Source organism: Treponema bryantii NK4A124 (genome assembly GCF_000421345.1).
GTDB classification, from domain to species: domain Bacteria; phylum Spirochaetota; class Spirochaetia; order Treponematales; family Treponemataceae; genus Treponema_D; species Treponema_D bryantii_B.
This window is the reverse complement of sequence record NZ_ATWV01000003.1, coordinates 122,684-137,757: the sequence shown is the minus strand read 5'-3', so window position 1 is coordinate 137,757 and position 15,074 is coordinate 122,684. Positions and strand designations below refer to the sequence as shown.

At 31.4% G+C, this 15,074-nt stretch carries 14 protein-coding genes; 3 read left to right on the top strand and 11 right to left on the bottom strand.

From position 1 onward, the window contains the following. Positions 1-3: 3 nt before the first annotated feature. From G626_RS0103780 to G626_RS0103745, 8 genes are all read right to left on the bottom strand, one after another. Positions 4-972 carry a ComEC/Rec2 family competence protein gene (locus tag G626_RS0103780; protein ID WP_022931464.1) on the bottom strand — a complete coding sequence of 323 codons (969 nt, stop codon included), beginning with the start codon at positions 970-972 and terminating at the stop codon, positions 4-6. Further along, positions 969-2,150 (bottom strand): CDP-glycerol glycerophosphotransferase family protein, encoded by a 1,182-nt coding sequence (locus G626_RS0103775; RefSeq protein WP_081647482.1) that lies wholly within the window; start codon positions 2,148-2,150, stop codon positions 969-971. Before G626_RS0103775 ends, G626_RS0103780 begins: the two co-directional genes overlap by 4 nt. Before the next feature lie 28 nt (positions 2,151-2,178). Next, complete coding sequence (locus G626_RS0103770; protein ID WP_022931462.1) at positions 2,179-3,033, bottom strand: LicD family protein; 855 nt, start codon at positions 3,031-3,033, stop codon at positions 2,179-2,181. Between the two features lie 61 nt (positions 3,034-3,094). After that, the gene (locus G626_RS0103765; protein ID WP_022931461.1) at positions 3,095-4,174 is read right to left on the bottom strand and encodes a GNAT family N-acetyltransferase; all 1,080 of its coding nucleotides are present in this window, start codon (positions 4,172-4,174) and stop codon (positions 3,095-3,097) included. 34 nt (positions 4,175-4,208) lie between these two features. Further along, entirely contained in the window at positions 4,209-5,285 is a 1,077-nt protein-coding gene (locus tag G626_RS0103760) for a GNAT family N-acetyltransferase (RefSeq protein WP_022931460.1), read from the bottom strand. A gap of 77 nt (positions 5,286-5,362) precedes the next feature. Continuing rightward, positions 5,363-6,826: a flippase gene (locus tag G626_RS0103755; RefSeq protein ID WP_022931459.1), complete on the bottom strand. Its 1,464-nt coding sequence runs from the start codon at positions 6,824-6,826 to the stop codon at positions 5,363-5,365. Between the two features lie 7 nt (positions 6,827-6,833). Next, the gene (locus G626_RS0103750) at positions 6,834-8,408 is read right to left on the bottom strand and encodes an ATP-binding protein (protein ID WP_022931458.1); all 1,575 of its coding nucleotides are present in this window, start codon (positions 8,406-8,408) and stop codon (positions 6,834-6,836) included. 3 nt (positions 8,409-8,411) lie between these two features. Continuing rightward, on the bottom strand, positions 8,412-9,395 hold the full coding sequence (locus G626_RS0103745; RefSeq protein ID WP_022931457.1) for a LicD family protein: 984 nt from the start codon (positions 9,393-9,395) through the stop codon (positions 8,412-8,414). Between the two features lie 153 nt (positions 9,396-9,548). On the opposite strand from G626_RS0103745, the gene G626_RS0103740 reads away from it, so the two are divergent. The 3 genes from G626_RS0103740 to rpiB are packed head-to-tail and all read left to right on the top strand — an operon-like array spanning position 9,549 to position 11,763. Beyond that, positions 9,549-10,622 carry a pyridoxal phosphate-dependent aminotransferase gene (locus G626_RS0103740; protein WP_231365097.1) on the top strand — a complete coding sequence of 358 codons (1,074 nt, stop codon included), beginning with the start codon at positions 9,549-9,551 and terminating at the stop codon, positions 10,620-10,622. Between the two features lie 5 nt (positions 10,623-10,627). Continuing rightward, entirely contained in the window at positions 10,628-11,341 is a 714-nt protein-coding gene (locus G626_RS0103735) for an IspD/TarI family cytidylyltransferase (RefSeq protein WP_022931455.1), read from the top strand. Beyond that, positions 11,338-11,763, top strand: coding sequence for a ribose 5-phosphate isomerase B (gene rpiB / locus G626_RS0103730; RefSeq protein WP_027726963.1), 426 nt, complete (start codon positions 11,338-11,340; stop codon positions 11,761-11,763). Before G626_RS0103735 ends, rpiB begins: the two co-directional genes overlap by 4 nt. A 22-nt stretch (positions 11,764-11,785) precedes the next feature. Here the strand turns inward: rpiB and G626_RS0103725 are convergent, their stop codons facing one another. Genes G626_RS0103725 through G626_RS0103715 form a run of 3 tightly spaced genes read right to left on the bottom strand, consistent with a single transcriptional unit; the run spans position 11,786 to position 15,069 of the window. Then, on the bottom strand, positions 11,786-13,498 hold the full coding sequence (locus G626_RS0103725; RefSeq protein ID WP_022931454.1) for a capsule assembly Wzi family protein: 1,713 nt from the start codon (positions 13,496-13,498) through the stop codon (positions 11,786-11,788). A 3-nt stretch (positions 13,499-13,501) separates the two neighbouring features. Continuing rightward, a complete protein-coding gene (locus G626_RS0103720) occupies positions 13,502-13,969 on the bottom strand; it encodes an adenylyltransferase/cytidyltransferase family protein (RefSeq protein ID WP_022931453.1) in 468 nt (155 codons plus the stop codon). A 14-nt stretch (positions 13,970-13,983) separates the two neighbouring features. Then, on the bottom strand, positions 13,984-15,069 hold the full coding sequence (locus G626_RS0103715) for a pyridoxal-phosphate-dependent aminotransferase family protein (protein WP_022931452.1): 1,086 nt from the start codon (positions 15,067-15,069) through the stop codon (positions 13,984-13,986). Positions 15,070-15,074 lie beyond the last annotated feature (5 nt).

Sequence of the window (15,074 nt, the reverse complement as noted above, 5' to 3'; positions counted from 1 at the left end):
AAATTACTTCTGAAATTTTGTAGTTTCAATGGAATATTTTACTCCATCAGACTGGAGTAAAATATATCCAGGCCTTCTTCTGAATAAAACTGGTACATTCTGCCTTTCATATCTTTTACAAATAACCTGACAAATATACTGTGGATCTTCAACAACTACATAATCGGGTTTTACAGTTTTTATAAGAGCTCTTGAGTTTGCAGTATAAAATTCGCCATGATGTGGTGCTTTTAGAATAGTAGATTTTAATTTATCCGGATACTTTTGAATAAGAGCCTTGTCTACAGCTTTATACATATCTCCTGTGAATAAGAAAGAAAAATCCTTATAAATCAATTTAAAAACTAGCGATGTTGAGTTTGCCTTTTTTTCTGTATTACCAGGTTTACAATAAACATCATAAATCTCATCTTCTGTAAGTGATGGCCACAGAAGTTCTATGCGGCAATTTGAACCATCATCAGTAAGATTTACAATGTCTCCTTCTTTTAATACATTTATTTTAATATTATTCAAGTCTAAGAGGTCAAGAAATAAATCGCAGGTTGTAGAATCAAAAGGAACTCCATTAGAATAAAAAGTACCAATTTCAAAATTGTTAATAAGGGCTAACATTCCGCCAATATGATCGCGATGGTAATGACTGGCAATAAGATAATCAATTTTTGTAATGCCTAATGATTTAATAAAGGCAGATAAGTCTTTTCCTGCTTCATTTGAAAAAGCATCTACTACCATGCATTTATTGTCTGGAAGAATTACTATAGTACAGTCCCCGGCAACAATCTGTTTTTTTTGTGTTTTCTTATTGGTATATTCAAATTCCGGGCAATAGATTTTTAGTAATTCCTGATTATTGGCAAAGTCAGGTTGTTCAATATTAATAACGGATTCAGGAATCCTTGTAGACTGGCAGCCGATAAATAAAATTGTTAATAAAACAAAAGTAGATAATAAAATATTTCTTTTCATTGCTTTTTAATTATTTCTCCTAATCTCTGGCATGAATTTTTTTCAGGACTATTTAATTTCAAATTGAGTTCATGAATCTGTTTAATATAATCTTCCGGATTCTCTTTCATCTTTTTTAATTCTGTAATGAAGTCTTTTTGTGTAGATGGTTTTGGTCCCGGAGTATTTTCCATATAATCCATTACAAAACCAGTTGCTTTTTCTTCTTCTTCAAGATCATAAGGTAAAAAGAGTAAAGGTCTTTCCAGAGGCATGTAATCAATATAAATCGAAGAATAGTCTGTTATTAATGCATCAAAGTTATTTATGTAATCCATTACTTCTGTATATTCTTTTGCAGAGAATAAGGAAATATTTTTCATTTCGAGAATGTCTGCAGGTATGCTTTCTTCGTAAGCAGGATGGAAACGAACAAAAATATGAATGTTATTTTTTTCAAGAAATTCTTCAAGTTCTTTTTTATTAAAATCTTCAAAAGGAAAAAGCTTTACATCTGCGTGCTGTCTCCAGGTTGGAGCATAAAGAATATTGAATTGATTTTTGTCGATAATACTTACCTTTACAGGTTCTTTGAATAAAGCATCTGTATATGGCTGGCCGCAGATTACAGTTCTTTTTACTGAAGTACCCATAGATTTTGCTACAAGGTGTGACATGAATTCAGATGTTGCAAGAGAGCAGGTTATGTTACTTCTGTTTAAGAAATAATAAAGCTTCTTTATAAAGCGGCCGTCTTTTTCGGTAAAGCCAAGGCCTTTTAAGAGAATGCCGTGTCCAAGGTGTATTACGTAACGTCGGAAGCGGAGAAAGAGACCGCCAAGCGGCAGGTCCAGCCAGGAAACAACCCAGGTTGCTGCGTGTATTGCAATTTTCTTTCCTTCCTTTGTGCGGGTATCTATGAAATGATCTCCATACTGAGAAATAAGTGCAGCTCTTTTTTCATTATCATTAATTACAAACTTTACTGTGTAATCTGGTTCATTTTTAAGAAAATAGAGAAAGAGATGTTTTGAATTGGAAATGAAAGTATCACAGTGCATTGCGCAGAATACAATAAGCTTTTTATCGCGTTTACAGAAAAGCGAGGCAAATGCGTAAGGCAGACTGTTTATTATATGAGAAAGTCTAGATGATGTATAACGGTGTTTATTTTTTGCGGCATCCATTTGTTTACTCATAATTAATTTACTCCTGAGTTAGTAGATCTTAGTAATTTCCAAAATCAAGTTCTTCTATAGTATGATAATTATTTACTCTTTTGTTTTCTGGTGGCGGAGTCATATAGTCGCCATATTGTTCTGTGAGGAACTTATTATAATCCTTTGGAATAGGGTAGAGTTTTCCTTCAAACTCTGCAGTGGTAAGTTCTGTTACAGTTGAACGCAGGTGTCGTTCCTTCTTGTAAGAAGTTCCGCCGGCAATAAGGAAAACCCATTTTGAATCTGGATTCTGATATTTCAAATGATAATTGTCGACAATCTTAATCATTTTTTCCAGAGGAATGATTCTGGTGAAGAAGGCGGCGGTGTTAATAATGATTTTGCGGATTGTACTGTCCCCACCGTATCGGTACCCCATTCTTTGACCAACAGCTTTTTTTAAGAGTCGGAATGAATCTCCAAAAAGTCTGCAATGTAATTGATTGTCAGGCAAGTCGTCATAAGGAAAAACTTCAACGAATATTCCATCATGAATATTTAAATTCTTTCTGTGTGCTTCAACATATTTTGTGCCGTTTATTCGGATACGGGCAAGTTCAAAATCTGCGCTTCCTTTTTCGGTTGAAGGAGTCTGTAAGAAAAAATGTTCAGTATCAAGGTCAGTTTTGCAGTACTCAATAAATTTATCATAGTCACTGCGCATCATTCCAATATCAATATCATCATCCCAGGGAATAAAGCCCTTGTGTCTTATTGCACCAATGAGATTTCCTGCAATAAGAAAATATTTCAAATTATGAAGTTCGCAGATGCGCTTAACTTCATCGAGTGCTTTTAATTCTATAAGCTGGAGTTTTCGTAAAGTTTCGGGTGTAAAATGTTCTTGATTATCCGATTTCATATTATTATATTTTATATCATCAAAATGTCTTTTACAAGGTATTATTAAAATCCAGAAAGTATTAGTTATTCATTTGCAGTATTTTTTTTATTCTGAGTTTTAAACTAGAAATTGGAATAGAGTAGGTACCACCCCAGATTATGTATAAAGAAGTTCCAAAGCACTTCTTAAAATCATTAAGTCCTTTATATTTTCCTTTTCTAAGATAGGGATAAGCACCACCAGTTTCAAAGAGGCCAGTTTTCTCAAAACTATCTCGTATTAAATAGATAACTTTGAAAAGTAAATATTTATTAACTCCTATTTCTTTTTCATTTTTGGAATCGCCCCACCAGTAATAAGCTGTTTTTTTGTAAATAAGTATTGCAACTGAGGCTACTACATTTTTGGTTTCTTTATCAACTAAAAAAAATACTCTACATATTTTTTTAGGAATAAGAGTAAAAAACATGTGGTGATGATAGGAGTCTTCGATAATATCACTTTTTGCATTAGTTCGGGTATAAGTTTCTTTGTGCAATTTAATAAAAATATTACAGTCTTCTTCACATGCTTCTGCTTCTCTTATAATGTATTTATTTGAAGCATCAAGTTTTCTTATGGCCTGTCTTGTAGTTTCTTCACAATCTGCAAGAAGTCTGTCGTCTGGCTTTGAAAGATCTACAACATAGGTATAACGAATTGAAGGTTTAAAATTAAAAAAGATTAAGGGATTAATTGCTTTTATGTTATTAAGATTTGCATCAGTTAAAGGCGGAAGATTTATTTCAAATGATCTTATATGATGTTCTTGTATATATGAATCAATATGATTTTCAAAACATTCCTTTATAAGACGCAATTGTTTTTTAGGAAGATTATCTTTAATTACGAAGCCCCAGCGAGAAGATAATTTTTTTTCTTTAATAAGAAAAGCTTTTTTTATCGGTCGTTCTTCAAAATAATGAAGCTGCATTATAAAAAGAATTTCATTGTTATTTTCAATATCTACAATTGCAAAAGAAAGATTCTTATAAGTAGATTCTCGGTCAACACCAATCATATCGTATAAATAATATGCCCAACCCATCGAATTACTTAAAACAAAAGTATCCCATAAATTTGAATCAAGATCTGATTGTTGTAATACCTTGCACTGCATTAAATGCTCCTGAGATAAACAATTTTTTTACTAGTTAGGCCCTTTGGAGGAGTTTCATGATTGTTAATTTAAAACTGGAATATGGTTTTGTATATGAACCTGCCCAGATAGGCCAGAGAATGGTTCCAAAACATTTTTTGAAATCATTGAGACCTTTGTATTTCCCATTTCTTAAGAAAGGATAAGCTCCTCCAGTTTCGAAGTAACCTGTTTTTCCGAAACTTTCTCTTATTATACAAATTACTTTATACATAAGATACCTGTTTATTCCGTTTTCCTTTTCATTTTTAGAACCGCCCCACCAGTAATAGGCAGTATTGTGATAGATAAGAATTGCAAACTGGGCTACAATTTCCTGGCTTTCTTTTTCTTTAAGAAAAAAGACTCGGCAAATTCCTTTTGGAATTAAGTTAAAAAACATGTGATAGTGATATTCATCTGCAATAATACCAGTCTTATCATTCGTTCTTGTATAAGTTTCTTTATGAAGTTTTATAAAAGTTTTGCAGTCTTCTTCTGTTGCTTTACCTTCAATTATTTCATATTTATCAGAAGCTTCTATTTTTTTTACTGCTCGTCTTGTTGCTTCTTCACAATCTGCAAGCATCCTGTCATCAGGTTTAGAAAGATCTACAACATAAGTATAACGGAGTTGTGGTCTGAAATTTAAAAATACAAGAGGGTTTATTGAATTCTTGTTATTAATATTTGCTTGAGTAAGAGGAGGTAAACTGGATTCGAAAGATTTGATATGATGTTTATTCATATAATTATCAATGTATGTTTCAAAGCATTCTTTAACTTTATTAAAATGTTTTTTAGGCAACTCATCTTTCAATACGAATCCCCAGCGTGATTCAAGCTTATTCTCTTTAATTAAAAATGCTTTCTTAGGAGAACGATCTGCAAAATAATGTAATTGTTGAATCATCAGAATTTCATCATTATTGTCTTTATCAACAATTGCGAAAGAAATATTCTTAAAAGACGAGTTACGATCAACTCCAATCATTTCATATAAGAAATATGCCCAGCCCATTGAACTATTATGAACAAAATCATTCCATTTTTCAGCTTTTATTTCTGATTGTTGTACTACAAGACACTGCATGCTAAAACTCCAATAAATTATTCAAATGCTGATTTATTTTATAATATGTATATATTAAATACAAGATAAATACATTATTATTCTTTTTTTATAAATTTATTGAATAATTTACTAAATAATTGCAAATATTTAAGAATAGTTTTATTTCTGAAAAGTAAAAGTACAAGTAAATATATTAAAGAACCTGAAATAAAACCTGTTATACATTGAAGAATTGTGCCATGTATAATTTTAAGAACAAATATAATTGTAATAAACATGATAGAAGATGCTATTAAAGAATGCAGAAAATTGATGATTATAGTTTTACGGAAGAAATCTTTTCGTAAAAATATTACTTGTACAAGCATAACAGTTGATTCTGCAAGAATAGTTCCAAGAGCAGCTCCCATCGCATTAAAACGAGGAATAAATATAAGATTTGAGGTTACATTTACAACAGCACCAGCAATATAAGATGCTAATGAAACTTTTTCCTTATTCATGGCAGGTAATAATTTAGCCCCTGCCAAATTTGAAATTGAAATAAAAAAAATGACTGGAGAAATAATCTGCATTATAGGAATTGCCGGCTCATATAATTCGCCACAAACTAAAAGGATAATAGGTCTTGACAGAGCAATAAAACCAAATGTTAATGGAATCGAAAGAAGAATGATAATTTCAATTATAGAATCTTTAAGTTTTTCAAATTTTTCGGATTCACCATTTCCTTTGTAATATGAAAGGCGAGGTAGTATTACTGCAGTTACAGCAGAAAGTAAACCAAGCACAATATTATTAATCTTTATTCCTGCAGCATAATACCCAGTTTGTTCGTCATTTGAAAGAATGCCAATCATTGTTGTATCAAGCATTTCATATATACTTGTTACCAGAGTCATTCCAAAAAAAGTAAATATATATTTTATATGTTTTTTAATTTCCAGTTTAACTTTTACACGTAAATCAATAAAATGACGAGCATAAATTATATTACAAATATCATAACCTGTACTTAAAATTACTCCATAAATAGCATAGAGCCAAACATCTTCTTTTGAATGTACGGAAATAAAGAGAAAAGCAATTGCTGCACACTGAACAAAAAAGGATCTTATTGTTGTGTATTTAAACTCTTCTATACCATAAAAAAACCAGTTTATTCCAATTACATTAAAAAGAATTTTAGTACTACATATAAGAAGTATTGTTCTGTAGGCCTGAAATTTAGGAACAAATAATATGGTAATAAAAAACATTGAATATGCAAATAGCATAGAAATCAAGTTTATAATAAGCATTTCTTTGACAAATTTAGAGAGTGCAATTTTATCATCTTTTATGCGGGCAGTTTCTCTTTCTGCATAGGTTTCAATTCCTAAAAGGGCAAATAGATTGAAATATGATACTATTGAATTTGAAAAATTAACCTGACCAATTCCTTCTGGAGACAAAATTCTTGAAGCATATGGAAAAGTAATAAGAGGAAATATTAATTTTAATGCAGCTCTCATAAAAGAGTACATTGCATTTATTTTTACAGACTTTTCTTTTGCCATAGTATTATTAAAAAGTTTTCCAGGTTAGTAAACCTTTTCCTTTTGATGAAAAGATTACTACAATTTTATACAATTGTTTATTGCTCAAATTATAACGTGTTGTATATTCTTTTTCCTGAATTTGCTGAATAGCTTGTGTTATTGCTTTTTGTACATCAGGAATATCAAGTTTAAGTTCAAATATAAAGTTTGATGTTGCGGTACTAACAACAATATCACTTCTGCCATTTATAGACTGTAATTCAGAAATTGTGTAATATCCTGTTAATCTAAAAAGAACATGCATAATTGATTCATAATAATTTTCACAGGAATTCTTTTTCATAATTGTAGGAATGTCAGAAATTGCGGTTTTAATTATATTCATCATCATTTCAATATTATTCTCTGCAAGTGATGTTTTTAATTTGTCAATTGTAATTCCCAGTTCATTTTCTGTTATTGGTGTAAAGCGTGGAATAATGATATTAAATAAGCCATTTTCAACTTCTTTGTTAGGAATTTTTAATGTATATAGATTTGATTCTTCGTTATAGGATTTAATTGTAAGATAGCCACTTTGATATATTACTGGAAGCAGAGTATTAGTTTCTGGATCATAATTTGTAAAAATTGATTCATAAATTTTTGTTTCATTAACAAGTGAATAAAAATCAAAAGGATTTTTTTCTAAAACTTTAAGAAGTACACTTGGCGTACCTGTCTCAAACCAATAGGACCCAAATTTCTTTTCGTCAAAAGCTTTAAGTAAACTAAAAGGATTATAAAGTCCTTCGGTATCTGGACAAAAATGATAACCATCATACATTTCTTTTAGTTTTTCAAGTGTGTCATTTATGGATAAGTTTCTTCTTTCTCCTAATAATGTAATTTCTGGTGTGAAATTATTCTTAAGTTCGTCTTCTGTAAGTCCACAGATATATGCATATTTTTCATTCATGGTAATATCATCGAGCTGATTAAGACCACTAAAAATATTGATGTGGGCAATTTTGGTAATTCCTGTAATAAAAATAAAGCGTATATAATGATCAAGTTCTTTTAAAGGTCCATAAAAACCTTGTAATATTTCACGATTTTTATTTTCTGATGGTGTAAATAAAGCATCAAGAATTGGTTTATCATATTCATCAATAAGAATTACAACCTGTTTACCTGTGTCTTTATATATTTCTTTTATAAGCCTGTATAAACGTTCAGAAGGATCTTCGCTTTGTTTATTTATATTAAACTCAGATTCATATTCAGAAAGTAATGTATTTAATTTTTCAAGAAGTTTTTGAGATGAAGAATAATTATTTGAAGCAAAACCAATTTTAATAATTGGATAAGAAATCCAGTCTTTTTCTAGTTTTTCAATTTTTAGATCATGGAATAATTCTTTTTTTCCCTTAAAATAAGCCTCAAAAGTAGAAATTAAAAGACTTTTACCAAAGCGACGAGGACGGCTAATAAAGAATGGACGTTTTTCCTGTGCGAGATTATAAATGTAATCAGTTTTATCTACATAAATATATTTTTCTGTGCGAAGTTTCTCAAAATCCTGAATACCAATTGGTAATGGTCTATTTAATTCTGTCATAATTTAAAACTTTTCCCGGTAATCAATAATATCCTGGCCTTTATCTTTAAGATAAGCATTGATATCTTCAATTGAGTGAGCAATTCCTATATCATTAGGAAGTCTCATATAATCACCATAAATACACTGAAGGGCTCTTTCCGGGTTATTTGGTACATAAATATTAACCCCTTCAAACTTTGTTTCTTTGAGAGGGAAGAGTTCATCATATTTGAGAAAGCCTCGGAATTTGTATTCAATAAATGCAAAATTTCCTAGACCATCAGTTATTTTATTAGTTTTTTCTTTGCTGAAGACTGAATTTTCTGCATTCAATTCCTGCTCATAAAAATCAAATATTTTTTTAAGACCAAAATTTTTTAATTTTTGTATTTTCTTTTTAGATTTTTCTTTATAGTTATAATATTCTTCTTCTGTTACAGATTCCCTAACATAGTCATATGGAAAGATTTCTACATTTACAGCATCTTTTAAGGATGTTCCTTTAAAAATGTGAATACAAGTTGTTGAAAGTACTACAGCAATTTTACCAGGATTTTCTGTAATAATTTTATCATATATTGATGAAAATGGATGTTTCAAATCTGTAAGACTATTCATCTCAAAGAAAAGCATTTCATTTTTCATAATTTTAAGGAGTCTGTCGAAATCTTGTCTCATAAGTCCTAGATCAATATCATCATCCCAAGGAACAAAGCCTTTATGTCTGCAATAACCTAAGAGACAACCGCCATCAAAAAATGGGGTAATGTTATATTGTTTCAGAAGCTTCATAACTTCATCAAGAAATTTTAATTCTGCTAACTGATATTCACGTAAAATGCCAGTAGCAGGTTTAATATTGTCTGGATTTATATGATTTTTAAGATAGTTTAATTGATATTTTAATTCTTCATTTTCGGCTTTAAGAATCTTCTTACTGGTTAGAATTTTATATAATGGACGAAATATCTTTCTAAATGCTTTTTTAACAATATATAAATTCATATAGCCCCCAATTACTATGCTGCTTGTTTCATAATAACATATAATGAATTGTAAAACAATTCATAAAAAAATTCTTTAAAATAAAAGGTATAATTCTGGTTATTGCTGTCCATAAAGTATTTATGTTATAATTTAATATACTATAAAATTTATTTGGAAGTTATTATGTATTATGTAAATCCTATAATTAAAGATTTTTTAAGAACAAATCAGCCAGAAGATAGAGGTTCGTATATCCGCCTTGATCAAAATGAAAATCCAGACGGATTACCAAAATGGCTTTTTAAGAAAGCAATGAAAAAAATTACACCTTCCTATCTTTCTTTATATCCAGAAGAAATTCGTTTTACTACAAAATATGCAAAATTACTTGGACTTGAATATGAAAATGTTACTCTCACAGACGGTTCTGTAGTAGCAATGGGATATGCATTAAAAGTTTTTGGTGAACCAGGTAAAAAGCTTTTGTGTGTAACACCAACCTTTGGAATGTATAAAGTATATGCAGATATGCAGCAGATGGAAACAGAGTTTATTCATTATGAAGATGATTTTACTTTTGATATTAATAAGCTCATTGATAAGATTGATAATCAAACCGGTTTAGTTTCTTTGGTAAATCCAAGCATGCCTATTGGTAATGTTTATGAACAAGCAGATATTGTGAGAGTTGTTGAAAAAGCAAAGTCTGTAGATGCTGTTGTAATTATTGATGAAGCATATCATTATTTCTATGAAAAAGGATCATTAGATTTACTTAAAAAATACGATAATGTTGTAATACTTAGAACTTTCTCTAAATTCCTTTCTATACCAGGTCTTAGAATGGGAGCTGTAATTTCTACAAAAGAAAATGTTCAATATATAAAGAATTATAAGCCTCATTATACAGTAAACAATGTTGCTCTTGCTTTTGGTGAGACAATCGTAGATAACTTTGATAGACTCTATTCTGATTTACAGGCAACCTTTAAGGGAGGAAAAGAATATCTCTTGAATGCACTTGATAAAGAAGAATATTCATACATTCCAACAGAAGGATGTTTTATCTGTATCAGACCAAAATACAAAACACCAGAAGTAATTACCGAGGAATTGAAAAAACATAATATCCTGATATTCTGCGGAAAAGGTGACAGTGCAGGCTTCCTTCGTGTAACAATCTGGGATAAAAAATATATGAAAATTTTCATGGATGCATTAAAAGTAATTGATGTAAAGGAATAAAATTGATGAAGAACCATGTAATTATTCTTGCCGGAGGTATTGGTTCACGAGTTGGTGGACCAATGCCCAAACAGTTTCTTTCACTAAATGATAAACCGGTTATAGTTCATACACTTGAAAATTTCGAAAGAAATCCACAAATTACAGGAATAACAATCGTTTGTGTAAAAGAATGGATTGAATATCTTAAAGAAATGTTAATTGAATATAAAATCGAGAAGGTAACGGAAATTATTGAAGGTGGAGAAACTGGACATGATTCAACCCGAAACGGTATTTTTTCTCTGCGTTCAAAACTTTCAGCTGATGATTTTGTAATTATTCATGATGCTGCCAGACCAATATTACCTCAGGCTGCAATTAACAATATGCTTGAAGTTGCACATGAAAAGGGTAATGCATCTCTGGCTATCCCTTGTTATGAGACTGTTATCTATACTGATGACGGAAAATGCGGCGATAAGCAGCTTGATAGAAGTTCAATAATGAGAATACAGACTCCTCAGGCTTACAACTATTCATCAATTTTGAAATTATATGAAATGGCAGAAAAAGAAAATAAACATGATTTTGTATATGCAGATTTAGTACTGATTTATTATGGTCAGACTGTTTATTTTTCTAAAGGCTTCCCGAATAACATCAAAATCACCAGAAAGGAAGATATTCCTTTATGTAAAGCTTTAATGCATTTTTCTGAGGAGGAATTATATTCATGAAAATAGCAATTGGTTGCGATCATGCAGGTTTTGAATATAAGGAAAAATTAAAGGAATGGCTTATTCAAAATAATTACGAAGTTGATGATGCCGGCACATATACTGCAGATGCTGTTGATTATCCTGTATATGCAAAAGCAGTTTGTAATAAAGTATTAAATAAAGAAGTTGATTATGGAATTCTCTTCTGTGGAACCGGAATTGGAATGAGTATTGCGGCTAATAAAATAAAAGGAATTAGAGCTGCTTTATGCTCAGATATAAAATCTGCAGAACTGACAAGACAACATAACGATGCAAATGTTCTTTGTATGGGAGCTCAAATCATTGGTTTTGTTACTGCAAGAGAAATTACAAAAACATTTTTATCTAACCCCTTTGTGGGCGGTAAACACAAAGTACGTGTTGATATGTTAGAATAAAAATGTTTTGATAATCGTATCTTTAGATACTATATTTTATCCTTAATTGGATCTGGAAATTATGATATAAAACCGGATCCATATAGTATTCTTCTTCTTCATTTGGCTTTTTAGGATTATAATATGGATTAATAATCATATTATAAACAAGGCCGGAGAAGATTGATAAATCTTTTGTTACAAAATAATTTGTATTTATACCAATATTAAAATTTGCTTTATATGCAACATAGTAGCGATGATATACTTCTGCATCGCTGGAACTAGTTGTTATAGTCTGCTTATAAATAAAGTTGTTATCAGGATTATTTCTCCAGATAAATAATAAAGTATTACCTTTAGGGTAGATAATATTAAATTCAAGAATCTGACTGTTACCACCATAGCCGTAACCTGAACCAAGCCATTGTCCCTTATTTGTATAACCTTGTGTTATGTTATGATGAAAACCGAAGTTATAAGGCCATTCAAACTGGAAATCCTGAGACATTTCTGTATTATTCCATTCAAAAAGAAGTTCTCCATAAAGATTCTTTTTTTCTGATATTGTTACAGACTTCTTAAATCCAAATGTATAGGTCATAGTATGAAATGGATTTCTTATTGCACTAAGGAGAGGCATGTCATGATGATATCCTACAATATAATCATCAATTCCTAATTCTCCATAAAAATCAAAACCAGCTTTTGGTAATATCCAGTTAAATGAGATGGACATTTTCTGATCTTCGTTATAATTAGTGTCGTATAATGGATTAAAATATTTTAAATAATTATCTGTGGTAGTTTTAATTAAACAGACTTTTGTAAAGCCAAGTGAAAGTCCCGGCAGGAATGAAGGAGCATAATAAAAACTCCATCCACTAATATAATTATGGTCATTCTCATCATTAGAATCAAAGAAATCACTTTCTGTTGTTTTTCCAACCCATAAGCGTGTTTCTATATCGCCAAGATTCCAGTCAAGGAAAGGAATTCTTACATTTGTTTTTCTTAATCCAAAATCAAGTTTTGGATAGCTTGGAGCGTTGTTTGAGTGTAAAAGAGAATTAAGCCATGCAGGACCAATCCATGGACTCTGAGTTCCATAACCGATTGTGAATGAATGCCAGCTCCAGCGAATTTCTGAATCACCCCAATCAAAGGCAGTAAAAGCTTTGTCACCAAAACGCTGAGGAGCATCAGCCCCAATGTCTCCTCCATAGCCCCAGATATACGCGTATTTGTTTGAGTAATACTGGGAATTATCCATCAGTTCAAAATCTTTGTTTTGTGAAAAGTTGAAGTTTGGTTTTAAGGTTAATTCAAATCCGTAGGCTTCGAGACGTGCACCGGTACTTATAGAAGTATTATAACCACGGCCCTGCCAGAGAGCGCCGTCATTTTGTCCATAAGGGGCAAGAGTATTATAACTGTTGTACCATTCAGGTCCATAGAATTTTAGAGTTAAATTTTGATTAATTCCTTTGAAGAAAAAATTATCAAACTGAGTTTCAGGTTCCCACAAAGTTTTAGTAGTTCCCAGATTGTTATTTTTCCAGACGTGCGATGTATCTTCTGGAATCTCCCATACAGAATCACTTAGTGTTCTGTAGCCAAGAGTAGGGGGAGTTACGATTCCGGAAAGAGAAAGAAAGTCGTAATATTCTTCTTCTGTGCTTTTTAAGGCTTCCTGACCAAATGTAAAAAATGATAAAGAAAATAAAATAATGATATAGGAAAATAATTTTTTCATGATTTATTTTTTATCCCTTACATCAGTATCATTTGAAAAGTGGCTGTCGGCTTTTTTCTTCATCTGTTCGTAGTTTTCGTAGATGCGCTGCTTGAGGTTTGTTGAACTTACACCAGCTCCGTAAGGGAAGTATACTACATCTACTCCTAATTCCTTGAGGTAGTCATATTTTCCAGCCCAGTCGTCGCCAACAACGAAAACATCAAAGTTGAGCTTTTTTACTTTGTCGGTATGATCAAGAGAATGCTGTGGAATAACAATATCAGGATATTTAAGTGCTTTTACAAGTGCAATTCTTTCATCAAAAGGAATGATTGGCTGGCTTTTGTAAGATTCAACTAACTCATCTGTGTTTACACCAACAATAAGAATGTCGCCGAGTGAGCGGGCATATTCAATCATTTTAATATGATTTGCATGCAGCATATCAAAAGTACCGCTTGTATATACAACTGTTTTTCCTGCTATCATAAAAGTTCTCCTCTCTACAAAAGATTGCGTTTCTGCAAATCTTTAAATGCTTTTACAAGTTTATCAATTTCTTTATTAGTGATATTTCCGATGTGACCAACACGGAAAACTTTTTCTGCCATGTCGCCGCCGTTTGGACAAATCCACATATCATATTCATCTTTTATAATTTCAAAAATCTTATGTGCGTTTACACCAGGCTTTGTAGGGCACAATGCTGTTACACAATTAGATGAATCTTTTGCGTCTGAAAAAAGCTTGAATGGTAAGTCTTTGATTTTGTTTCTGAAGTATTGAGCTCTTTCTTTTGCAAGTTCATTCTGATGTTTAATTCCGCCTGTCTTTTCAATTCTTTTAAGTTTTTCGTTAAGCATAAGAAGAGTTGCAACTGCCGGAGTAAAAGGTGTTTGACCGCGTTCTCCATCTTTAAGATACATAGGATAATTAAAATAAAGGCTTTTTACATTTATTTTCTGGGCTCTGGCAATTGCAGTTTCATCCATAACAGTAAAAGACATTGAAGGAGGCAGGGCCAGGGCTTTCTGACTTCCTGTAATTGCGGCATTTACATGCATATTTTTCATAGAAAACTCATCAGCCATAAAACCGCTTACAGCATCTACAAAAAGGAAAATATTATTGCGTTTACAAAAGTCACCTATTAAGTTCATATCATAAAGAACGCCGGTTGAAGTTTCACACAATTGAAGTGCAAAGCCTGTATAACCAGCATTTTCAAACTGGGCAAGGCCTTCTGCTGTCAGTGGTTTTCCATAATCAAGTTTAATTTCTGTATAAGGAATATCATGAATCTGACAGATTTCAACCAGACGATGTCCAAAGCTTCCACCGTTTACAACAAGAACCTTGTCTTCGCTGGTAAAGAAATTCATTATACCGCCTTCCATACTGGAAGTTCCGCTGCCTGTCATAAAAATAACTCTTGAATTTTCAGGGGCATCAAAAAAACTACAGAGAAGTTTTTCATTTTCCTTCATAATTGCGGAAAATTCTGGAGTTCTGAAATATGGAATTTCTTCCATTCCGATTTTTCTGGTTTCTTTGTCCATCTGAACTGGACCAACTGTAAAGTTAATCATTTAAT